The organism is Bartonella sp. AP7XZML (assembly GCF_042195745.1).
Lineage (GTDB): Bacteria > Pseudomonadota > Alphaproteobacteria > Rhizobiales > Rhizobiaceae > Bartonella.
In genome coordinates this window covers 57,152-80,646 of record NZ_JBHIOT010000019.1, presented here as the reverse complement: position 1 = coordinate 80,646, position 23,495 = coordinate 57,152, and the positions used below count along the sequence as shown (strand labels likewise).

Annotated in this window: 15 protein-coding genes and 1 tRNA gene; 8 read left to right on the top strand and 8 right to left on the bottom strand. The window is 36.8% G+C overall.

Translation table 11 applies throughout. The features are described from left to right. Positions 1 to 6 precede the first annotated feature (6 nt). Positions 7 to 381: a hypothetical protein gene (locus tag ACFILT_RS01730; RefSeq protein WP_375679475.1), complete on the bottom strand. Its 375-nt coding sequence runs from the start codon at positions 379 to 381 to the stop codon at positions 7 to 9. Between the two features lie 749 nt (positions 382 to 1,130). Here ACFILT_RS01730 and ACFILT_RS01725 point away from each other — a divergent pair. Next, positions 1,131 to 1,913, top strand: coding sequence for an ATP12 family chaperone protein (locus tag ACFILT_RS01725; RefSeq protein WP_375679474.1), 783 nt, complete (start codon positions 1,131 to 1,133; stop codon positions 1,911 to 1,913). Positions 1,914 to 1,947: 34 nt separating this feature from the next. On the opposite strand, the gene ACFILT_RS01720 is transcribed toward ACFILT_RS01725, so the two are convergent. The 4 genes from ACFILT_RS01720 to uvrA form a co-directional block, all read right to left on the bottom strand. Next, complete coding sequence (locus ACFILT_RS01720) at positions 1,948 to 2,493, bottom strand: hypothetical protein (protein ID WP_375679210.1); 546 nt, start codon at positions 2,491 to 2,493, stop codon at positions 1,948 to 1,950. A gap of 156 nt (positions 2,494 to 2,649) precedes the next feature. Next, positions 2,650 to 4,059: a type I glutamate--ammonia ligase gene (gene glnA / locus ACFILT_RS01715; protein ID WP_375679211.1), complete on the bottom strand. Its 1,410-nt coding sequence runs from the start codon at positions 4,057 to 4,059 to the stop codon at positions 2,650 to 2,652. A gap of 59 nt (positions 4,060 to 4,118) precedes the next feature. Further along, positions 4,119 to 4,457: a P-II family nitrogen regulator gene (locus ACFILT_RS01710; protein WP_015856528.1), complete on the bottom strand. Its 339-nt coding sequence runs from the start codon at positions 4,455 to 4,457 to the stop codon at positions 4,119 to 4,121. Positions 4,458 to 5,520: 1,063 nt separating this feature from the next. Beyond that, a complete protein-coding gene (uvrA, locus tag ACFILT_RS01705) occupies positions 5,521 to 8,436 on the bottom strand; it encodes an excinuclease ABC subunit UvrA (protein ID WP_375679212.1) in 2,916 nt (971 codons plus the stop codon). A 330-nt stretch (positions 8,437 to 8,766) separates the two neighbouring features. Here uvrA and ssb point away from each other — a divergent pair, with 330 nt between their 5' ends. The 7 genes from ssb to ACFILT_RS01670 all read left to right on the top strand — a co-directional run bounded on the left by ssb (position 8,767) and on the right by ACFILT_RS01670 (position 19,000). After that, positions 8,767 to 9,273 carry a single-stranded DNA-binding protein gene (gene ssb / locus ACFILT_RS01700; protein WP_375611516.1) on the top strand — a complete coding sequence of 169 codons (507 nt, stop codon included), beginning with the start codon at positions 8,767 to 8,769 and terminating at the stop codon, positions 9,271 to 9,273. 230 nt (positions 9,274 to 9,503) lie between these two features. Then, entirely contained in the window at positions 9,504 to 12,287 is a 2,784-nt protein-coding gene (gene gyrA / locus ACFILT_RS01695; RefSeq protein ID WP_375645835.1) for a DNA gyrase subunit A, read from the top strand. A gap of 24 nt (positions 12,288 to 12,311) precedes the next feature. After that, on the top strand, positions 12,312 to 12,830 hold the full coding sequence (gene coaD, locus ACFILT_RS01690; protein WP_375679214.1) for a pantetheine-phosphate adenylyltransferase: 519 nt from the start codon (positions 12,312 to 12,314) through the stop codon (positions 12,828 to 12,830). After that, positions 12,820 to 13,413 carry a peptidylprolyl isomerase gene (locus ACFILT_RS01685; protein ID WP_375679473.1) on the top strand — a complete coding sequence of 198 codons (594 nt, stop codon included), beginning with the start codon at positions 12,820 to 12,822 and terminating at the stop codon, positions 13,411 to 13,413. Before coaD ends, ACFILT_RS01685 begins: the two co-directional genes overlap by 11 nt. Before the next feature lie 18 nt (positions 13,414 to 13,431). Beyond that, positions 13,432 to 13,944 (top strand): peptidylprolyl isomerase, encoded by a 513-nt coding sequence (locus ACFILT_RS01680; RefSeq protein WP_375679216.1) that lies wholly within the window; start codon positions 13,432 to 13,434, stop codon positions 13,942 to 13,944. A gap of 1,453 nt (positions 13,945 to 15,397) precedes the next feature. Continuing rightward, the gene (tgt, locus tag ACFILT_RS01675) at positions 15,398 to 16,516 is read left to right on the top strand and encodes a tRNA guanosine(34) transglycosylase Tgt (protein ID WP_375679217.1); all 1,119 of its coding nucleotides are present in this window, start codon (positions 15,398 to 15,400) and stop codon (positions 16,514 to 16,516) included. Between the two features lie 1,284 nt (positions 16,517 to 17,800). Beyond that, positions 17,801 to 19,000, top strand: a complete 1,200-nt coding sequence (locus ACFILT_RS01670; RefSeq protein ID WP_375679218.1) for an MFS transporter — start codon at positions 17,801 to 17,803, stop codon at positions 18,998 to 19,000. Positions 19,001 to 19,044: 44 nt separating this feature from the next. Here the strand turns inward: ACFILT_RS01670 and ACFILT_RS01665 are convergent, their stop codons facing one another. The 3 genes from ACFILT_RS01665 to ACFILT_RS01655 form a co-directional block, all read right to left on the bottom strand. After that, entirely contained in the window at positions 19,045 to 20,472 is a 1,428-nt protein-coding gene (locus ACFILT_RS01665; RefSeq protein WP_375629058.1) for an MFS transporter, read from the bottom strand. A 118-nt stretch (positions 20,473 to 20,590) separates the two neighbouring features. Next, a complete protein-coding gene (locus ACFILT_RS01660; protein ID WP_375679219.1) occupies positions 20,591 to 21,805 on the bottom strand; it encodes an NADP-dependent isocitrate dehydrogenase in 1,215 nt (404 codons plus the stop codon). Between the two features lie 790 nt (positions 21,806 to 22,595). Beyond that, positions 22,596 to 22,670: transfer RNA gene (locus ACFILT_RS01655), tRNA-Glu, on the bottom strand. Positions 22,671 to 23,495 lie beyond the last annotated feature (825 nt).

Sequence of the window (23,495 nt, the reverse complement as noted above, 5' to 3'; positions counted from 1 at the left end):
TTCAGCCTATAGCGATTTGCCGCAACCGATGTTGTGGTACAAGAATCTTGCTTTTTCAGCCTTACAAAGAACGGCTGCATCAGCATTGCTGTTGGCAAATACTTTGTCATATTGATGAGCTACCAGAGATTGCGGGGCAGGATGAGACGCTATGGTTTTAATTTCATCAGCGTTATTGCGTTTAGCTAAAACCATAGAGTGAGTAGGCATGATAAAGCTGTCAAATAATTGCATATCACCTAAACGGGTAAATATGAGTGTATGCAAATCAGGGTAAGCAGCACAACTTAAGAGATAAGCATCTTTTTTTTGAGCAAGTTCATTAAATGCTTCTTCAAGAGTTGCGTATAAGATAATACGGGATCTCGAGTCAGTGGACAAAATATTTTTATTGTGATTGTCAAGCCACCACTGTGTTGCTGCTGCACAGTTAGTATCTGCAGGGCCAAGTGTATAGATAAAAGCATTATTTTCAGATTACATAATCTCTATTCTTTTAATTATGCGACTAAATTTAAATTAGTGTGATATGATAGAGTATATCAAGAACAATGCGTTAAGTAATTTAGTGCTTTATAAAATAATGTATATATGAAAGAAAATTTACAATTATAATTTTGTCTGTTCATTATTCTATCATGCCGTAAAACAGCGTCTTTTAGGGGAGTAATTGAGCAGAAAAATTCTATGCAGGGTATTTATTGGATATGTTAGAGAATTATTGAAATGGTTAAGCGAAGGTGAATGACACGTAAACCGTACTGCTCTATCATTTTTTGGATGAGCAGCGTTTTTGAATCTGTTCATATTGATAATACTATTGTAGGTGAATAATAAGCAAATTGGTAAGGCATGAACATCTTTGCCATAAAACTCAATATGTTTAATTTCTTAATTAAGATAATACTTTTAGAAATTGTTTTACTATTATGATTGTATTAAATATATAAAAGGCAATCATCATTGTCTTGTTTGTAAAAGAAACATGAAATATAACTCTTAAGTTAGATTGAGATTGGCAAGATTTTTTTCTTCTTTGGAATCGTTAAGAAGGTCAGATTAAACCTTATTGAAGCTACAGAACCTAAAGAAACAGTCGTTTTTTTTGAAAAGATCAGAGGTAAACAAATATGCGTGAGATTTTGGATCATGTTGATATGCCATTGAATAAGAAGAGTTCTGTTCAAAAGGTTCAAAATCTTTCATTCCAATCACACCCAAAACGGTTTTATAAGCAAGTGAAGATCGCTTGTGAGGAGGGCGGCTTTACGATTTTGTTGGATGAATGTCCTGTAAAAACGCCCGCAAGACGTCATTTTCATGTGCCAACAGAAGTGTTTGCTGAATATGTTGCTCAGGAATTTGAGAACCAAAAGCACGTTGTTGATCCTGCAAAAATGCCGATGACGCGTTTGGTTAATACTGTTATTGATGGTATCGCTGATGATATGCAGGCGGTTTTTGAAGATTTATTGCGTTTCGTTGCATGTGATATGATCTTTTATCGTGCACAAACACCTAAAGAGTTGGTGCAAAAACAATCTGAACAATGGGATCCTTTATTAGATTGGGCTGAAAAAAAGCTAGGTGCAAGGTTTTATTTGACAGAAGGGCTGATGCATGTGGAACAATCACCAGAAGCACTTCAAGCAGTCAGTAATTATTTACGTAGAGTTGAGTCTGCTTATATGCTTGCTGCACTTCATATGATGACAACATTAACGGGATCTGCTCTCATTGCTCTTGCTGTTGCAGCGGGAAACATTGATGCTGATCATGCTTGGTCTATTGCCCATTTAGATGAAGATTGGATGATGGAGCAATGGGGAACGGATAAAGAAACAATAGCACGCCGTGCTCATAAAAAAGTTGAATTTAATGCTGCTGCTACAATTGTTACAACTTGTTTATAGGGGAAAATCTTTTATTTACGTGCATTCTTTTCGCTCAGAGTATTTTTGTGACTTTTTGAGGATTGGTTTTTACTTTATCAAGTCCAGGAAATATTTCATTGGTTATGGTTAAGAGCGCTTCGTCATTGCCACGGATAAAATACCATTGGTTATCGTGAAGTAGGGCAATAATTTCAGTTTGAATAGAGCATTTTTTCCCAGCATTTGTTGTGGTTACAAGCTCCACGGGTATAACAAAATAAGGGGTACCATTATCAAGGGTACCTTCACGTTTTTGTTTTTGATCAATGTTGATCGTTTCAATCTTGTAACTTTCTGCCAACCGTTCTATTTGGCTTTTCATGATTTGTAGAAATTGTGATTGATTAAGATTTTTTTTGGCGGTTAAGTGGTTGATGACTTGGGGAGGAATAGCATTTAAGATGGCATTTGCATCGGCATTTTTAAGTGCTTTACTATAAGCAGATGTTGCTTTCTCAAGAGTTGTAAGTTTTTGGTTGGTTATTGTATGTGCTTCAGTTGTTGATGTGATAAAGACAATGCATAAAAGAACGAGAACGAGAAAACAAATTCGCGGCATTAGAAACCTTTGTTAATTCATTTGAAGAGATTCAACACATTATAAAGGAAAAGCGGACGAGCAAAAAGCCTCTTGCGCTTTTGCATGAGACGAATATCCACAAAAATGGAGGCTTTTGCCTCCATTTTAAAAATCAAAAGAATGCGTATTGATTGTTTAAACAGAATAGTACATATCAAATTCAACAGGATGGGGTGTTGTTTCGTAACGCAAGACTTCTTGCATCTTTACTTGAATGAAGGAATTAATCTGATCATCATCAAAAACGTCGCCAGCTTTAAGAAAGCCACGATCTTTGTCAAGTGCTTCAAGCGCTTCACGCAGGCTTCCTGAAACAGTAGGGATTTCTTTAAGTTCCTTTAAGGGAAGATCATAAAGATCTTTATCCATAGCATGTCCGGGATGAATTTTGTTTTTGATGCCATCAAGACCAGCCATTAAAAGGGCTGCAAATGCCAAATAGGGATTTGCTGTTGGGTCTGGAAAACGAACTTCTACGCGTTTTGAATTTGGTGAGGAGCTCATAGGAATACGGCAAGATGCAGAACGATTACGTGCTGAATAGGCAAGAAGAACAGGAGCTTCATAACCAGGAACCAAACGTTTATAGGAGTTTGTGGATGGGTTGGTAAAAGCATTTATTGCTTTTGCGTGCTTAATAACACCGCCGATAAAAAACAAACAGGTTTCTGATAGTCCGGCATATTCATTTCCTGCAAAAATGGGTTTGCCATCTTTCCAAATGGAAATGTGGATATGCATTCCAGAGCCGTTATCACCAAAAACTGGTTTTGGCATGAAGGTTGCTGTTTTCCCATAACTGTTTGCTATTTGATGTACAACATATTTAAAAATTTGCATCTTGTCAGCCTCGCGAACAAGTGTATCAAAACGAATACCCAATTCATGTTGGCCTGCTGCTACTTCGTGATGGTGTTTTTCGACCTGTACACCCATATCCTTGAGTGCTGTGAGCATTTCAGAACGCATATCTTGGCAGGAATCAATCGGCGGAACAGGAAGGTAGCCTCCCTTTATTCGTGGGCGATGCCCTAGATTTCCTGTTTCATATTCCGTATCATCATTAGAGGGAAGTTCACTTGAATCGAGTTTAAACCCTGTGTTGTAAGGGTCCGTTTTATAGCGCACATCATCAAAGATAAAAAACTCTGCTTCTGGACCTACATTGATTGTATCTCCAATGTTTAAAGATTTCATATACACCTCAGCCCTTTTGGCGATAGAACGAGGATCTCTACGATAAAACTCACCAGAGACAGGATCAAGTACATCACAAAATATGACCAAAGTAGATTGAGCAAAAAAAGGATCAATATGTGCTGTTGCTGGATCTGGCATTAAAACCATGTCAGATTCATTAATTGTTTTCCAACCAGCAATTGAAGAACCATCAAACATGACACCATCACTAAAAGTATCCTCGCTGATCTCTGCGATATCCATTGTAATGTGATGCAATTTTCCTCGTGGATCAGTAAAACGTAAATCAACAAAACGGATTTCGTTGTCTGTAATCTGTTTGATAATATCTGATGCGGTTGTCATATTCAATTTCCTTAATATGGCGTTGAGGTGGATAAAAAAGTGAATTTTCTCGTTATTTATTAAAGGGCATCGATACCGGTTTCGTCCGTGCCTATACGAATTGCATCATCAATGGAAAAGACAAATATCTTTCCATCCCCTATATGTTTGGTTTGAGCTGCTTTACGTATTGCATCAACAGTTTGTTCCAGTTTTTCATCGGACACAACAATTTCAATCTTTACTTTAGGTAGAAAGTCAACAACATATTTCGTACCACGATAAAGTTCTGTATGTTCCCTTTGACGACCAAAACCTTTCGCTTCTGTTACTGTAATACCATGTAACCCAATTTTTTGAAGCGCTTCTTTCACTTCATCAAGTTTGAAAGGTTTTATAATGGCTTCAATTTTTTTCATGCTGAAATTATCTCCAACGTTATTTTGTCTTTTTAGACTGCATCACATTATATTGACAACTGTAAGATGTCCAACAGATACTTTGTGCACAAAAAGTCGAAAATAATGACACTCTATGCTCTGTTAGGAGAGTTTTTTTGTAGAATACAGCCAAATACTGTTTTTTGGGAAAAAAACTTACAATTCTTATACAGAATTCAAATAATATAATAAAAGAGTTTTGTTTCTTTTTTATTAGATAATATCTTGACTTATAAGGATAATTAGACGCTCTCCACATTGAATGAGAAACTCTAATAGCGTAAGATTTTCTCATTTTAGATCTTTTTATCGTCAATCAATCAAAACGATACTTTTATATATCATAAATAGTTATGAGTGTGTGGATAACAACATTTGAAAAAAGAAATAAAATGCTTTTTATGAAAGCTTTCGATAATTAAAGGCTTTACAATATTAGGGAGTAGGGAAGACAAATATTGGAAAAGAGTGTGATGATGCCGATTCATAAATGTAAAGATGGTGGTGTACAATAATGAGTTTATCATTATAGCATTCATAGGAGCCGTTGTGAAATGGGCTTGAGAGCATTGAGAAATGTTTCTTTAAAACAGATGTGGGAATTGGCAACGCAAATATATTCCGTTTGGGGCGTTTTGTTCCTTCGTGAGGAATGTGATCTTCATTAAGGAACGCGATAAATAAAAGTGTGAAGCAATGGCAATCTTCATTATAAGATATTGCTGTGGATGCCTTGGAAAATCATAAAGATAAATTAAAAGGAAATGGAAATATAGAAATTTATTTATACCCTTAAAACTTCATATACTTCCCAGTTTAGGTTGTCTGGTCGTTTCAGGTATAAACAAAACAGAGAATAAATACGCAATTATGTGCGCGTTCCTATTTGGCAATACGACAACTGAAACAGCTTATAAAGCGCTAAATTGTTTTTAGTCTTTGCTTCAAACGTGTTGCACCACTGGAATTAGGTGTTGGTTTACAGGTAATAATAAAAGTACAGGCTTTGTTAGTATGCTGTATTTTACAATAGAAAGCGTTTCTAAGAATTGGAATTATAGAGAGATGGGCGCAGTAAAACATGTTTTAGAAATTTTCCCGTATAGGAAGCCGGAACCTTAATGATGTCTTCAGGGCGTCCAATTGCAACAATTTCACCACCGCGATCTCCACCTTCTGGTCCTAAATCAATAATCCAGTCGGCTGTCTTTATAACATCAAGGTTATGTTCAATGACTATAACTGTGTTGCCTTGCTCGACTAGTTCGTGAAGCACTTCAAGAAGTTTGGAAATGTCATGAAAATGTAAACCTGTTGTCGGTTCATCCAAAATATAGAGTGTACGTCCCGTTGTTTTACGAGAAAGTTCTTTCGCAAGTTTTACACGTTGTGCTTCCCCACCAGAAAGTGTGGTTGCTTGCTGTCCTACTTTTATGTAACCCAATCCTACTTTAATGAGAGTTTCCATTTTATTATGAATAGCGGGAATAGCTTGGAAAAATTCCTCTGCCTTTTCAATTGTCATATCCAGAATATCGGCTATAGACTGTCCTTTGAATTTTATTTCTAGTGTTTCTCGGTTATAGCGTTTTCCTTTACAGACATCGCAAGTAACATAGACATCAGGTAAAAAGTGCATTTCAATTTTGATGACTCCATCACCTTGACACGCTTCGCACCGTCCTCCTTTAACATTAAATGAAAAACGCCCAGCTTTGTAACCGCGGGCTTTTGATTCTGGAAGATCAGCAAACCACTCACGAATCGGTGTAAAAGCACCTGTATAGGTTGCGGGATTAGAGCGTGGGGTGCGTCCAATAGGAGACTGGTTGATATCGATGACTTTATCAAGAAATTCTAATCCTTCAATTTTGTCATAGCTGGCAGGGCTGTGATGAGAGCCCATGATATGATGTGATGCTGCTTTGAAAAGCGTTTCAATAAGAAATGTTGATTTTCCTCCTCCAGAAACACCAGTTATGCATGTGAAGGTTCCAAGAGGAATATTCGCATTGATATTTTTTAGGTTATTGCCTTTGGCGCCGATGACTTTAAGTGTTTTCGTTTTTGATATTTTGCGTCGCTCTGTAGGCATTTTAACAGCCATTTTTCCTGAAAGGTATTGGCCTGTGAGAGAGGCTGAATTTTCTATAATTTCCTGCGGTGTTCCTTGCGCTATGATTTCTCCACCATGAACGCCCGCGGCAGGCCCCATATCGACAACATAGTCTGCTGTGAGAATAGCATCTTCATCATGTTCAACAACAATAACTGTATTGCCAAGATTGCGCAAATGGCGCAGCATTTCCAACAGGCGTTCGTTATCGCGTTGGTGTAAACCGATAGATGGTTCATCTAAAATATAAAGAACGCCTGTAAGACCAGAACCAATTTGAGATGCCAACCGAATGCGTTGGCTTTCTCCCCCTGAAAGCGTTCCTGAATTTCGAGACAAGGTAAGATATTCCAATCCTACATGATTTAAAAAAGCCAAACGTTCACGAATTTCTTTTAAAATACGTACGGCGATATTACGTTGTTTTTCTGTGAGATGTTGATGAACATTGGCAAACCAATCATCTGCTTTTAGAATAGAAAGATCTGATATTTGCCCAATATGCATTCCGTTGATTTTTACAGCAAGTGCCTCTGGTTTTAAACGATAACCGTGACAAGCTGGGCAGGGCGAAGAAGACATATAACGTTCGATTTCTTCTCGAGACCAAGCAGAATCGGTTTCTTTCCAGCGTCTCTCCATATTAGGGATGATTCCTTCAAAAGGTTGGGTCATTTTATGCGAACCAGAATTATTTTTATAGATAAAAGAAATTTCATCTCTTTTTGTACCGTAGAGAATAGCCTGTTGTGCTTCATTAGAGAGTTCACACCATTGATCTGTGAGTTTGAAACCGTAAGCTTTTCCTAATGCTTCTAAGGTTTGTTTATAGTAAAGTGAATCTGATTTAGCCCAAGGGGCAATGGCGCCATTCTTGAGGGTAAGATTTTTATTGGGCACAATTTTCAGTGGATCCATTGCTTTTTTTATGCCCAGTCCATCGCAGAGAGGACAGGCGCCAAAAGGATTATTGAACGAAAAAAGGCGTGGTTCAATTTCAGGAATAGAAAAACCCGATACAGGGCAGGAAAACTTTTCTGAAAAAATGAGTCGTTTGTGTGTATCATTTTTTGATTTATGAGCAGATTCCTTTGTCGTTTCTTTTTGTGCTAAGGGTTGGTCTGCCATTTCAGCAATGGCAAGCCCATTTGCTAGCTGTAAACAGGTTTCTATACTATCAGCCAAGCGAGAGGTGATATCCTTCTGTACAACAATGCGGTCTACCACGACATCGATGTCGTGTTTATATTTTTTATCCAGAGGTGGAATATCGGCGATTTCATAGAATTTTCCATCAACTTTAGCGCGTTGAAATCCTCTTTTTAAAAGTTCTGTTAACTCTTTTTTATATTCTCCCTTTCGTCCTCGCACCAAAGGGGCCATAATAAAAATTCGCGTTCCTTCTGATAAGGCCATAATTTGATCCACCATTTGGCTTACTGTCTGGCTTTCAATAGGAAGTCCTGTCACAGGAGAATGAGGAATACCAATACGTGCAAAGAGAAGACGCATGTAATCGTGGATTTCAGTAACGGTACCTACTGTTGAACGAGGATTGCGACTGGTGGTTTTTTGTTCAATGGAGATAGCTGGAGAGAGACCGTCTATGCGGTCGACATCGGGTTTTTGCATGACTTCCAAAAATTGGCGTGCATAGGCTGAAAGGCTTTCGACATAACGGCGTTGTCCTTCAGCGTAAATTGTATCAAACGCTAAGGATGATTTCCCTGATCCAGAAAGTCCTGTTATAACAATGAGTTTATCACGAGGCAGATCGAGATCAATATTTTTAAGGTTATGCTCACGAGCACCGCGAATGGAGATATATTTTTGATGAGTCATACTTTATCCTTGGCATATGTGGCAAAAATTGAGCACCTAAAATGGAATAAAACTGTTTTTTTAGAATTATAATGTGTTTAACTGCTTTAATGCAAAAGGAAGGTATAAGTTTTGTGAAAAAAATACAAATGAGCAGCTTTTTATTCTCTCGTGGTGGAATAAACTATGCGTTTTTATCATCTTTTGTTATAATTACACTGAATACAATATTGGTAAAGGATAGCAATACCCATATTGATGGTCAATTGCGACATGTAAATTGAAGGTCAAGAGGGTTATAACTGTTATAGAACAGAGTATTTTACAAATTAAAATTTTGGAGTTTATGCGATGGCTGGTAGCCTTAATAAAGTTATTTTGATTGGTAATCTTGGTGCGGATCCTGAAATCCGCCGTTTGAATTCTGGTGATCAAGTGGCAAATCTGCGTATTGCTACTTCAGAAAGTTGGCGCGATCGGAATACAAATGAGCGAAAAGAACGCACTGAGTGGCATAGTATTGTTATTTTTAATGAAAACCTTGTCAAAGTTGCAGAGCAATATTTAAAAAAAGGCAGCAAAATTTATATTGAGGGGCAGTTACAGACACGAAAATGGCAAGATCAAAATGGAAATGACCGTTATACAACAGAGATTGTTTTGCAAAAGTACCGTGGCGAATTACAAATGCTTGATGGGCGGGGAGCTGCGAGCGGGGAGCAAGGAGCAAGTCAAGGGGGGAGTTATAGTGGTGGCTTTGCCGATAGTCACTCAAATCAGAGAAATGCTTTTGGTCAAAATAATAATCAATTGGGAGAAAGTTTTTCACACAAATTAGATGATGACGTCCCTTTTTAAGAGTCTTTAAATTGCAGTATTATGATCATTTTATGGTTTGCTTGTTTCAGATTTTTGAAGTTTAGCGAAGTGAAAATTGTTAATTATTATTGGTAATTTAAAATATAAATTAATAACATCTTGAAAAATATTGTTAAATTTCTTTTTTGTCATGGGAGAGAAATTAGCATTTTTGTGTATTTTTCGCTATAAATAAAGTGAAATGATTCTTTTTTGAAAGTTTTGAAATTGTGACCGATCTTACTCCACACCCAGAACGTGATGTGCTAACCGGTATTGAACCAATCAGTATTATTGATGAAATGCAACGCTCCTATCTCGATTATGCGATGAGCGTGATTGTTTCACGTGCACTCCCTGATGTCCGTGATGGTCTTAAGCCTGTTCATCGACGTATCCTTCATGCTATGAATGAGATGGGGCTTTCTTTCAATAAGTCGTATCGTAAATCTGCTGGTGTTGTTGGTGAGGTTATGGGGAAATTTCATCCCCATGGTGATGCTTCAATTTACGATGCATTAGTGCGTATGGCGCAGGACTTTTCTTTAAGAAATCCATTAATTGATGGTCAGGGAAATTTTGGTTCCGTTGATGGTGATCCACCCGCGGCTATGCGCTATACTGAGTGTCGTTTAGAAAAAGTTTCAGAAGAACTTTTAGCTGATATTGATAAAGATACTGTTGATTTTCAGGATAATTACGATGGGCGTGAGCGTGAACCGGTTGTCTTACCAGCGCGTTTTCCCAATCTTTTGGTTAATGGGTCAGGGGGAATTGCTGTGGGAATGGCAACCAATATTCCTCCCCATAATCTTGGTGAAGTCGTTGATGGTTGTATCGCTTTGATTGATAATCCCGATATCACACTCGATAAAATAATTGAAATTATTCCTGGTCCGGATTTTCCTACAGGGGGTATTATCCTTGGCCACTCTGGTGTTCGTGCAGCTTATGAAACAGGGCGTGGCTCAATCATTATGCGTGCTAAAGTTGAGATCGAAGAAATTCGCAGTGGTCGACAAGCAATTATTGTGAGTGAGATCCCTTATCAAGTTAATAAGGCAACAATGATTGAGAAAATGGCTGAATTGGTGCGCGATAAACGCATTGAGGGAATCTCTGATTTGCGTGACGAATCTGATCGTGATGGATATCGGGTTGTTATTGAGCTGAAGAAAGATGTTGTTGCGGAAGTTGTTTTAAACCAATTATATCGGTATACGCCGCTACAAACTTCCTTTGGTTGTAATATGGTTGCTTTGAATGGAGGAAAACCCGAACAGATGACGTTGCTTGATATGCTTCGTGCATTTGTTTCTTTTCGGGAAGAAGTTGTCAGTCGGCGAACAAAATATCTTTTGCGTAAAGCGCGTGAGCGAGCACATGTTTTGGTTGGCCTTGCCCTTGCTGTTGCCAATATTGATGAAATTATAGCGCTTATTCGCAAAGCTCCTGATCCGCAGACAGCACGTGCACAGTTAATGGAGCGACGCTGGCCAGCGATGGATGTCGCGCCTTTGATTAAACTTATTGATGATCCTCGTCATATTATTCATGAGGATGGTACTTATAACCTCTCTGAAGAACAGGCGCGTGCTATTTTAGAATTGCGTTTGCAACGATTGACAGCCCTTGGGCGTGATGAAATCGCTGATGAATTGAATAAAATTGGCGTGGATATCGCTGACTATCTTGAGATCTTGGCATCACGCGTACGCATTATGTCTATTGTTAAGGATGAGTTGAGTGCTCTTCGTGAGGAATTTGCAACGCCGCGACGTACCGTATTTGGTTTTGGTAGCGCTGAGATGGAGAGTGAAGATCTGATCGCACCAGAGGATATGGTGGTAACGGTAAGCCATAGTGGCTATATTAAGCGTGTGCCTCTTAATACCTATCGTGCACAGCGACGTGGTGGTAAGGGGCGTTCTGGTATGTCCACGAAGGATGAGGATTTTGTAACGCGGTTGTTTGTTGCCAATACGCATACTCCGGTTCTTTTCTTTTCATCACGTGGGATTGTTTATAAGGAAAAAGTTTGGCGGCTGCCGCTGGGGACACCCCAATCGCGTGGGCGGGCTTTGATCAATATGCTTCCTTTACAACAAGGTGAGCGTATTACAACGATTATGCCTTTGCCTGAAGATGAAGCGAGCTGGAGTGCATTAGATATTATGTTTGCGACAACACGTGGAACTGTGCGTCGTAATAAATTATCAGATTTCGTTCAGGTTAATCGTAATGGTAAAATTGCGATGAAACTTGATGAAGAAGATGAAATTCTTTCTGTTGAAACCTGTACAGAACATGATGATGTTGTTCTAACAACAGCCAATGGACAATGTATCCGTTTTCCAGTTGTTGATGTTCGGGTCTTTGCTGGGCGTAATTCTGTGGGAGTTCGTGGTATCAATTTAGCTAAAGGCGATAAAGTCATTTCGATGACAATTTTAGAGCATGTCGAGGCGACGTCCATTGAGCGTTCTGCTTATATTAAACGTGTAATGAATGAACGGCGTGCTTCTGGTGCAGATGCTGATGTTGAAGATGTTATAACTTTTGATGAAGAAGATGGGGGTGCTGAAACAGAGTTAACAGATGAACGTTATGCAGAACTTCATGCACGTGAACAAATGCTTTTGACAGTGAGTGAGTTTGGTTATGGTAAACGTTCTTCTTCCTATGAGTTCCGGATTTCGGGACGTGGCGGAAAGGGGATTCGCGCAACAGATCCATCTAAAACAGCTGAAATTGGTAAATTAGTAGCGGCTTTTCCGGTGAAGGCGCAAGATCAAATTATGTTGGTATCAGATGGGGGGCAGCTTATTCGTGTCCCTGTTGAGGGAATTCGTACTGCTGGGCGCTCAACTAAGGGAGTCACAATTTTTAATACAGCCAAAGGTGAAAGAGTCGTATCGGTTGAACGTATTTCTGAACCTGAAGATGATACGAGTTCATTAGATGATGAAGGTGAGAAGCATTCTGATACAGTTGATATGAGCGAAGAAAAATAATTTTTAAGAGGAAGGAGTAAAGTCATGAAAATTGCTTTTTACGCGGGTTCTTTTGATCCTCTTACAAATGGTCATCTTGATGTTTTAAAAGGGTGTTTTGTGTTAGCTAATAAGGTGGTCGTCGCTATAGGTATACAGGGTGACAAAAAAGCACTCTTTAGCTTTGAAGAGCGTGTTGGTTTTATTACCCAAGTAGGGAAAGACTTTTTCGGTGCAGATTCTAATCGGTTGCAGGTTCTTTCATTTAATAACCTTCTCATTGACAAGGCACGTGAAGTTGGTGCTTCATTTCTCGTTCGCGGATTGCGTGATGGTACTGATCTTGATTATGAAATGCAAATGGCAGGGATGAATGGCATTCTGGCTCCTGAATTGCAAACTGTTTTTTTGCCCGCAAGTGTTTCTGGGCGTGCGATAACGTCTACATTGGTACGTCAAATTGCCTCTATGGGAGGTGATGTGACACCATTTGTGCCGCCCAATGTTGCACAAGCTTTGCGCTCGAAATTCCAGTCTTTAAAGGAGAATAAGTGTGTCTCGTAGAATTTTTGCTGTTTTGATATGTGTGTTTTGTTTTTTTTCATTGTCCGCTGTCGCTGGTAATTCTAGCCCTGCAAATGATGCAAGTCTTCTTGTTTTATCTCTCAAAGATGGTGATGTCATTATTCGCCTGCGTCCTGATTTGGCACCAAAACATGTTGCGCAAATCAAAAAACTAACAGAGGAAGGGGCCTATAATAATGTTGTTTTTCATCGTGTAATTCCTGGCTTTATGGCGCAAACTGGTGATGTAGAATTTGGAAAAAAAGGCAGTAGAGATTTTGATCTAAAACGCGTTGGTATGGGGGGATCAAATTATCCCAATATACCGGCTGAGTTTTCAAAGCAGCCATTTAAGCGTGGTACTGTTGGGATGGCACGTTCACAAGATCCAGATTCTGCGAATTCTCAGTTCTTCATTTGTTTTGATGATGCTGCTTTTTTAAACGGTCAGTATACGGTTATTGGGGAAGTAATAAAGGGGATGGATGTTGTTGATAAAATTAAAAAAGGTACCACAAGTAATAATGGATCTGTAGAAAATCCTGATGTTATTAATGCTGCTACTTTACAAGTTGAGAAATGAATCAAGGGAGCTTTCCATATGGCTGAGAATAAAAATCCAGAGAATACTTTAATTCTTGAAACAACAAAGGGCAGAGTTGTTATTGATCTTTTTGCTGATTTAGCACCTTGTCATGTTGCACGTATTAAAGAACTTGTCCGTGAAGGTGCTTATGATAATGTTATTTTTCATCGCGTTATTGATGGCTTTATGGCGCAGACTGGAGATGTGCAATTTGGAAAGAAGGATAGTGAAAAATTCAATTTATCACGTGCTGGTATGGGGGGGGCAGAAAAACCAAATTTAACAGCAGAGTTTTCAAATCTTTCTCATAAGCGTGGTACAGTTTCTATGGCGCGTAGTCAGAATCCAAATTCTGCTAACTCTCAATTTTTTATTTGTTTTGCAGATGCTCCGTGGCTTGATCGTCAATATTCTATATGGGGGCAGGTTGTTGAAGGTATGGAAAATGTTGATAAAATTAAACGTGGTGAACCTGTTGCAGATCCAGATTCAATTACCAAAGCCATTATTGCTGCGGATGTAGAATAGTATAAACTATACTGATTTCAATTGTAAGTTTCTAAGAAAAAGTACACTTTTCTGATCAATAAAGGCACACGAAACTCTTTTGTAGTATCACGCTTACCTTTTATAATTTTGAGCTAAGCATTGTCCATATATTTTCTTCAATCGGATCTTCCTGAAGAATATAACGCAACGGATTTGTACAAACACCTGTCAGAATAAGAAAACGCAAAGTCTGTTGTATTATGGTTGTTGTTTGGCAAAGTGTTTTATAAAAAATTCGGCATTTCTCTTCAATCCATTGTCGGTCTTAATGGTTTTATGATGTTACTTTCTTAAGAGAGCGTGTGCTTTTGTTTCTGCTCGTAAATCAACATCCAATCCTAATGCAGAAGCATGTTTGAAACACATATTAAGATGGATAAGAGCTTTACTAGCTCATCCAGTTTTCCTAGCAAGGTGGAAAACCAGCATTTATATATATTGGCGTAATCTTTAAAATAAGAAGACAGTTTAATCTTAGAAGAATATAATAAAGGCGCAGAAGTGAAACAAATGGCTAGTTTTGCCATCTCCTTTTTAATTCAACTTTACTTTTTTAAAAGTATCTAATGCAATATCTTTTAAATAATGAAGATTATGCAGGGACTTACGCTTTTATTTTTCTCGTTTTTTAATAGAGGAATGCTCCAAACGGAATACACTTGTGTTGCGTATTTACGTGTTTTTTTAAGAAGCATTTCTTAGTACATATCAACATTCACTTCCACGATGACATTCATGGCGTGTATAGTTTTAAAGCTATAAATAGTATAAAATCTATTATGCACCACCTTCTTTAAAGCTTATGAAGGAGCAAGCGGGTACCATCATACGCTTTTTCAGCCTCTAATGTTACGATAGAGCTTTTGGTATTTGAGAATCTTTACAAAAAGCATTTTTAGTTTTTTAAAGTATTTTTATTTACACGTTAATTTCTTTTGTGAATTATCTCTAATGCCAAGAGCTATCTCAATATTGTGAGTGGATAAATGATTATGCTCATTTGCGCTTTTATTAAGCGTGAGGATCGCTGTGCCCAGTAGATGAAAAATTTTTATCTGTAAAAGTTAAAGAATATTGTAAGCTGTACAATGCGTTCAAAATTTTCTTCTATGGGTACAAAGTTACTGCTTATGGAAGTATGTGAAGATGAAATTATTGTGATAATAATGTTGCAGTTCTGTTAAGGATAAGCGTAGGTATTTTGAGGTATGATATTATAAGGATTTTACTATTTTTCTAGAGTTAGATTATCACTTTTATTATGGTGATTTCTTAACAAGAAATGTTCTTTTATCTCGTTTAATTTTTGATGCTGGTTACAATATTGAGCGAATCAAAAATTAATTCATAAAGCTTTTGACAATGCTCGTAAGGGGATATCTTTTTTCTTTCTATAGAGATATGCATTGATGGAATCAAAAAGACGAGAGTTATGATAAAGACATTTCATTATAGAAAAATTGCTCAAGATGGGTATGCACGTCGAGGCGAAATTATAACGGGGCGAGGGTGTGTTCGTACACCCGCATTTATGCCTGTTGGGACGGCAGGAACCGTTAAGGCTATGTATATGGATCAAATTCGTGATCTTGGTGCAGATATCATTTTGGGGAATACTTATCATTTAATGTTACGTCCAGGAGCTGAACGTGTTGCGCGTTTAGGAGGATTACATGAATTTTCACGCTGGAGCGGACCTATTTTAACCGATTCTGGTGGCTTTCAGGTTATGTCATTGGCGGGAATCCGTAAAATTACTGAACAAGGTGTGATTTTTCGCTCTTACATTAATGGAGCCTACTATGAAATGAGTCCAGAGCGTTCTATCGAAATTCAAGGACTTCTTGGTGCAGATATCCAGATGCAGTTGGATCAATGTATTGCATTACCCGCAACTGAAAAAGAAATGGAAGAAGCTATGGAACTTTCATTGCGGTGGGCGCTGCGTTGTAAAACAGCTTTTGGAGATCAGCCAGATAAAGCATTGTTTGGGATTGTTCAGGGTGGTGATAATATGAAACTGCGTGAACGTTCTGCTCAAGCATTAAAAGAAATCGATTTAAAAGGTTACGCTATTGGAGGGCTTGCTGTTGGTGAGCCGCAGAGTGTTATGACAGCAGTATTGGATACTACTTGTCCGATTTTACCAGAGGATAAACCACGCTATCTTATGGGAGTAGGGACACCTGATGATATTTTACAAAGTGTTGCTCGTGGTGTTGATATGTTTGATTGTGTTATGCCGACGCGTGCAGGACGTCATGGTTTAGCTTTTACCCGCTTTGGTAGAATTAATTTGCGTAATGCGCGTTATGCAGAAGATCCACTTCCTCTTGATCCACAGTCACTTTGTCCAGCAGCACATGATTATAGTTGTGCTTATTTGCATCATTTGATTAAATCTGGTGAATCTCTTGGGGGGATGTTGTTGACTTGGAATAATCTTTTTTATTATCAACAACTTATGCAGGGAATTCGTGATGCCATTGAGGAAGGCTGTTATGCCGATTTTTGCGCTGAAACGCGTGCTCTATGGGCACAAGGACGCTAAAATATTAATCGTAATATAGCACCTCATTTTTTTATTGAATTTATTCTCGCACTTACAAATTTAGTTAAAAATATGAAATTAGAAACATCTTCCAAAATTATAAAATTTCACTATCTTAAAATATAACAGTGCGGTTTTATAGGGTACATATTCTTTTCTAAGTACTATATAAAAACAGAAACTGTTACTCCGGTACGCGCTACCTGATCCGGAGAAAAACAGTTTTTCTGTTTCTGGTGACTGTTTACAGCAACAATGTTAATGAGGCGTTAGCGAACTCTTAAAGAAGTATGAAAATTGTATTTTTATGAGCTACTTTGTGTTTTTTATTACTAAAGGTAAAGAATGGATTATATACAATCGAACAGATAAATTTTTAGAAAATTAAAATAAAACTAAAATAAAATTACAACATTTAAAATGTTGTAATTTTATTTTTTAAGTTTTTATATATAAATATTCTTTAAAATAGATTTATGTAATATTATTTATATAATAAAACTATAGATATTATGTCATAATAAATTAAATATTAATCACGGTAATTGTCATATTTATAAAATAGCAATAAACATACTTATACAAAATTTATTATATTTGTTTTTTGCTTTGTTTATAGAATTTATCTGAAAATAATCATAATATATTTACGTGAATATTTTAATTTACAGATAGTGAGTTAGATATTTGATGCGATTCCTCTGTTAGATGAGGGAGGGGTAAAGATGTCTAAAAGAGGGTATTTAATAAATCTAGAAACCAAGCACTATTATCATGAGAATTTTTAAAAGACGCTATAATCATTTATAAGAATGGCCTAAAGTTGAAATTATAGCTTATCGATTTGGGGGATCTGTATTCAGGTAGCAAAATAAAGCAACAATAATTTTGGGGGAGAAGTTTTATCTTTGTATCAAGATAATGATGAGATATTATTCACTTGTTTGAAATGCATTCTTCGGCAAATTTTAGAATTATTTATAGGATATAGTATATCGTTGCAAAATAAAGTTTTCACTGTAAAATTACAATGGCTGAAAAGAGGAGACAAAGTTTATTATCTGGCAGATCTGATAAAAATAGGTGAATACGTCTGTGACCTTGAGGTTTTCAAAGGTTTTTCATTAAAGAATCTTACTTAAAACTCCATAAAATGCTTTATATATCAAAATATTTCTAAAACTTTATTGGGGACTATTGGGCATACGTATAACAATGTTTTGAATTTTTGTTTGTGTGTATTACAGATATCTACGGTTAAAACTCCTATCCAGAAGTGATGATATGAGGGATTCTTATCAACAAAAGGTTCTTGCATTGGGAATTGATTCGAGAATACGGCGTTTAATAATTTTTGCTCTTGCTGTGGGGAGTTTTGCTATTGGTACTGCAGAGTTTGTCGCAATGGGGCTATTACCAGAGATGGCACGAAGTTCCTATGTTGATATTCCTACCGCTGGTCAATATATTTCTGCTTATGCATTAGGAGTTGTGATTGGAGCACCTCTTTTAGCTGTGGCAACAGCTCAGGTATCACGCAAAACTGTTTTGATAGGATTGATGCTTTTTTATGCTTTAGCAAATATTGCTAGTGCCTTTTTTTCTTATTTTAGCATATTAGTAGTATTACGCTTTCTCAGTGGACTTCCCCATGGAATCTATTTTGGACTTGCGGCTATGGTTGCTTCTTCAATGGTAGAAATGAAAGAACGTTCTAAAGCTGTTGGATATGTTATGCTTGGCTTAACAATTGCAACCGTTTTGGGAGCACCCAGTGCTACTTGGATTGGTCAACTTATTGGTTGGCAGATTGCTTTTGTCCTTGTGGGGATGATCGCTTTATTATGTTGTTTGCTTATTTGGAATTTTTTTCCTTGTGATTCAAGTTTTCCAAAAACGAATCCTTTGCAAGAAATGGGTGTATTAAAGCAAAAGCAGGTGTGGCTTCTTTTGTTGATGGTGTCGGTGGGAGCGTCAGGATTATTTTCTGTTTTCACTTATATCAAGCCAACATTAATGCATATTTCTGGTGTTTCACTTGAGTGGGTACCATTTATTATGCCGTTAGTTGGATTGGGAATGGTGATAGGAAATCTCTTGGGGCCTAAATTAGCTGTTAAAATTGGCATTTCACCGATGATATTTTTCTCTATGCTTTGGAGCGTATTTGTTTTTTTTCTTTTTTTCTTTTTATCCTATGCTCCGTTAACAGCGGCAATAGGATGCTTTTTTGTTGGAACTTCTTTTGCTGCTATGCCTTCTATACAAACAAAAATTATGGATGTTGCACTACAGGGACAGATTTTGGCAGGAGCATTAATGCAGTCTGCTTTTAATATTGCCAACGCTCTTGGTGCTGAATCTGGAGCATTAGTTTTAAAATTGGGCTATAGTTATGAATATACAGCTGTTTTAGGAAGTGTTCTAACTTTGTGTGGATTAATGGTTTTTTGCATCTCATGGTATATGGAGAAGCATGCTTAATGTTTTTCATTTTTTAAATGAAGAAGGAATTTTTATATTTATTTTTAGTTGTTGGAATGTCCTGTTGGGTTTTTCAATATGAAGTAAGAAATGCGCAGTGCTAATGGAATAGCAAGACAAAATAAAAGACCCATGAGCACTATAAGAAGAGTTTTTGCTGCTAAGATCATTCCTATTGTTCCTCCAGGATTAAAGAGGCCTGCAAGATTGGTGATGACTCCTGCTAGAGTTGCACTTAAGGCCGCTGAAAATAGTTGTACAGAGGTAAGGGATTCACTGGCACGGAGAGCATCTTCATCATTTGCACATTGTAAGATCCTTGTGAGCAAATGTGGCCATGCTATGCCCGCACTGATTCCAATAGAAAACAGTGCTAAGCAAATAATAAAAATATATTCAAGCGCGGAAACTTCTGTTGGGATGAGCCATAAAAGAATCATTATGCCTAACAGTTTTAATAGGGGCGAGTATACAATGATGTTGCGAATTTTTTTTGTGGAGAGACCAGCACTTGAGATGGCTCCACATGTCCACCCTAGGCTCATAAGTGCTGCTATATAACCAGCAATAAGTGGAGCTTGCCCATGAAGCTCTTGAAGAAAAAGTGGAAAATAAAGTTCTATACTGTATACGACTGTTGTCATAACGAGTATCAATGCGTAAACAGAAAAGATTTCAGAAGAGAAAGAAAAGGATTTGCGGGGCAACATAGGATGAGGGGTAGATGATTCGATTTTTGCTAGAACAAAGAGAAGACTAAGTCCGATAACTAATCCGCAAATTTTTGCTATTGTAGACTCCATAGCCCCTCCAACAGAAATAATAAAAATCAATAAGGTGAGTGTGAAAAGCTGGAGAAGAGGAAGAGGGGGTGTTGGAACATCGTTTTCATTCTTTTTTGGTAAAAATTTAAAGGCGATGAGTGAGAAAAATATAGCTAATACGCCAATGATCAAAAAGGATGCTCGCCATAGGCCATAATATACAGAAAGCCCCCCGATTGCTGGTCCTAACAAGGTTGATATTCCCCACATTCCAGAGATAATACTTAATGCATGTGACCATAAAGATGGGCTGAAAACAATCCGTACCATGGAATAGGATAGGGATAACAAAGAACCACTTCCAAATCCTTGAATAAAGCGTCCTATTAAAAACAATGGCATAGATGAAGAAATGCTGCACATAAAAGTGCCTAGGGTGAAGATAAGTCCAGAAATAACATACGCATTGCGAGGACCTAATTTCCCTAATATTTTTGTTGCAAGTGAAGTACCCACGAGTGAAGCTGTAATAAAGACAGTAGCCACCCAAGAATAATATATTTCACTGCCAATATGATTCATAAGAGAGGGTAAAATAGTAATAACAATATAAACGTTGGTGGCGTGTAACACAACTCCACCTGTAAACGTTAAAAAGCAAAGACCATTTTTACCCAATAAAAGCGCAGACCAGCCCTGTTTTTTCACTGTTGTTTGCTATTTAATAAAAATCTATCCTCTTTTTACTTATAAGGTACTTCTTTGAATTTGCCAAGAGAAATTCAAAGCTCTGTTTAGAGCTTTGAATTTTAATTTAAGTAATAATTTAATTGCCCATTGCTTTTTTGAGATTCTCATCAATTTTATCGAGGAAATCTGTTGTAGAAAGCCACTTTTGTTTAGGCCCAATCAAAAGTGCGAGATCTTTGGTCATAAAACCTTCTTCGACGGTTTTAATACAAACTTCTTCCAATGTCGTGGAAAAGTTTTTTAACTTCTCATTGTTATCTAGTTTAGCACGGTGCGCTAGTCCACGCGTCCATGCAAAAATAGATGCAATAGAGTTCGTTGATGTTTCTTCATTCTTTTGATGCTGACGATAATGGCGTGTTACGGTGCCGTGTGCTGCCTCTGCTTCAACAATTTTGCCGTCAGGTGTCATGAGAACAGAAGTCATGAGACCCAGAGAACCAAAGCCTTGGGCAACAATATCAGATTGGACATCACCATCATAGTTTTTACATGCCCATACGTATCCACCTGACCACTTTAATGCAGAAGCAACCATATCATCAATAAGACGGTGTTCGTAATATAATTTACGGTTTTCAAATTCAGTTTTAAATTCCGTATCAAATATTTCTTGAAAGATATCTTTAAAACGACCATCGTAAGTTTTTAGAATGGTATTTTTTGTTGAAAGATAAACTGGAACATTCCGTTGTAGTCCATAATTAAAGGATGCGCGGGCAAAATCACGAATTGACTCATCAAGGTTATACATAGCCATGGCAACCCCTGCGCTTGGAGCATCAAAAACATCATGTTCAATAACTTGATTATCATCACCGACAAATTTAATACTTAATTTCCCTTTTCCTGGAAATTTAAAATCTGTTGCCTTGTATTGATCACCAAAAGCGTGACGTCCGATAATAATTGGCTTTGTCCAGTTAGGAACAAGGCGAGGGACATTTTTACAGATAATGGGTTCGCGAAAAATGACTCCTCCTAAAATATTGCGGATTGTGCCATTAGGTGATTTCCACATTTTTTTTAGGTTAAATTCTTTAACGCGTGCCTCATCAGGTGTAATGGTTGCGCATTTTATACCAACCCCATATTTTTTGATAGCATTGGCAGAATCGATAGTTACCTGATCATTGGTTGCATCACGATTTACGACGGAAAGATCATAATATTTTAGATCAACGTCGAGGTAGGGATGGATTAATTTATCTTTGATATATTTCCAGATGATGCGGGTCATCTCATCCCCATCAAGTTCAACAACGGGGTTTTCTACTTTGATCTTTACCATTAGAAATCCTTTTTCTTTTAAGCGATACTACTTGTATAACACTTTCAAGTTTATAATGAAAAGTAAAAACAAGGGAAAAAAGCATTCAAATATGAGCTTTTAGAATATATTATCAATAGAGTGTAAAATTTTGTTGGAGGGTTTAATTTTTGAAAAGAAGTGATGTGTTTGCAAATCTATAATTATTCTATGATTGATGAAGAATCTGTTTAATAGATAAGGTAGTTAGATCACCGGGGGACGGGGATTATGCATTTTTATTATCAGAGATTCCATTTAATAAGTTGATCGTATTCTGAATTATAGTTTCTTGATTTGTTGTGTTAGGTGAATAAGAAACTATTTTTATATTGCTATTTCAATTCTAAGCTTATGGTCTGTTTGTTTATAAAAAGTTTAATGTGATAACAAAGGCACTGTAATTAGAAATGATTCATATGAAATGCGTTTGGGATAAACTTCAATTTTGAAGGTTGGAAAAAACGTATAAATGATGCGGCTGGTTTTAATTTAAAAATTAACAGCAGACGCGAAAATATGACTTATAAATTACCGTATCGCGAGCTAGAATCTTCTAATTCTTATGTTTTATCGATTCTTATTGTTATTAACTATGCGCAGTAAAGCACTATCCTCGAAATGCAACAAAGAAATTAATCACCTAATGATTCTTGTATCCTTTTTACGAAGAGATTCCTTTTAAAATCTTATTCCCTCATTTTTATTTATGCATCCCTCATTTTTAAAAACACAAATAAAATGAATATATTACACATAGAAAAAAGAAACATGGTACGCCCAAGGGGAATCGAACCCCTGTTTCCGCCGTGAAAGGGCGATGTCCTAACCGCTAGACGATGGGCGCAAACCAATGATGAGGCTTATAGAGAGGATCTTTTTACTTCGCAAGCCCTCTGTGTCATTTTTTTTGAAAAAAGTGTGTTTTATTGAATAATTTTTGAGCGATTCCTGTTTAGATCATTTTATTTTCTAAGATTTTTTGTAGAAAAAATATAAAGTTATCATGATTGATAGAAAATTTTGATGTGGGTATCATCTCAGGGAATGATATTTTCAGTTTGAGGAGTAGGCAAAAATGATCAAAAACAGCATTTTTATGTATTTATTTTTTGCATATTTTATCGCTTGTTATCTTTGCTCACCACATGAGAATATTATTTAACTTGCTTGAAAGAGCCTTTATACAGAAGATTTCTCATTTGAGCTTATCATAAAGCAAAAACTGTATAATTTATGAAGTAGAAAGACAATATTTATTACCAAATTAACAAATAATACCAATCATACAAAAGTTTTTTTGATGAATAATCCATAGATTATTTGCAGTTTAACAAAATATAAATAGATATCTGTATGCTAAAAATGAAAATATTAAATCAATTTTTATAGAATATATGAAGAAAATATTTTTTTATATTTACTTTTACATGTCTGTAAAATTTTTAAAATTAAAAACCATTCATTTTCTCTTTTACATATTGAGAAGGTTCTTGATTTGAAAATGAATTAGTGTGGATAAAGGGTAGATTGAGTTTTTTCTCATTTCAATTCGCTAGTTTTTTAAAGAGGTGGCAATAAGTTGAGATAAAATATTCGAATTTTGCAAATTTATTCTCCATATTTATAATATTTCAGAATTAGGGTGTGCGCATATTAAGTCTTGTTTTTT

Bases quoted from the DNA above. Each gene is read 5' to 3' on its own strand.
- ACFILT_RS01725 (WP_375679474.1), top strand. From the start codon at position 1,131: ATGCGTGAGATTTTGGATCATGTTGATATGCCATTGAATAAGAAGAGT.
- ACFILT_RS01720 (WP_375679210.1), bottom strand. From the start codon at position 2,493: ATGCCGCGAATTTGTTTTCTCGTTCTCGTTCTTTTATGCATTGTCTTT.
- glnA (WP_375679211.1), bottom strand. From the start codon at position 4,059: ATGACAACCGCATCAGATATTATCAAACAGATTACAGACAACGAAATC.
- ACFILT_RS01710 (WP_015856528.1), bottom strand. From the start codon at position 4,457: ATGAAAAAAATTGAAGCCATTATAAAACCTTTCAAACTTGATGAAGTG.
- uvrA (WP_375679212.1), bottom strand. From the start codon at position 8,436: ATGACTCATCAAAAATATATCTCCATTCGCGGTGCTCGTGAGCATAAC.
- ssb (WP_375611516.1), top strand. From the start codon at position 8,767: ATGGCTGGTAGCCTTAATAAAGTTATTTTGATTGGTAATCTTGGTGCG.
- coaD (WP_375679214.1), top strand. From the start codon at position 12,312: ATGAAAATTGCTTTTTACGCGGGTTCTTTTGATCCTCTTACAAATGGT.
- ACFILT_RS01680 (WP_375679216.1), top strand. From the start codon at position 13,432: ATGGCTGAGAATAAAAATCCAGAGAATACTTTAATTCTTGAAACAACA.
- tgt (WP_375679217.1), top strand. From the start codon at position 15,398: ATGATAAAGACATTTCATTATAGAAAAATTGCTCAAGATGGGTATGCA.
- ACFILT_RS01670 (WP_375679218.1), top strand. From the start codon at position 17,801: ATGAGGGATTCTTATCAACAAAAGGTTCTTGCATTGGGAATTGATTCG.
- ACFILT_RS01660 (WP_375679219.1), bottom strand. From the start codon at position 21,805: ATGGTAAAGATCAAAGTAGAAAACCCCGTTGTTGAACTTGATGGGGAT.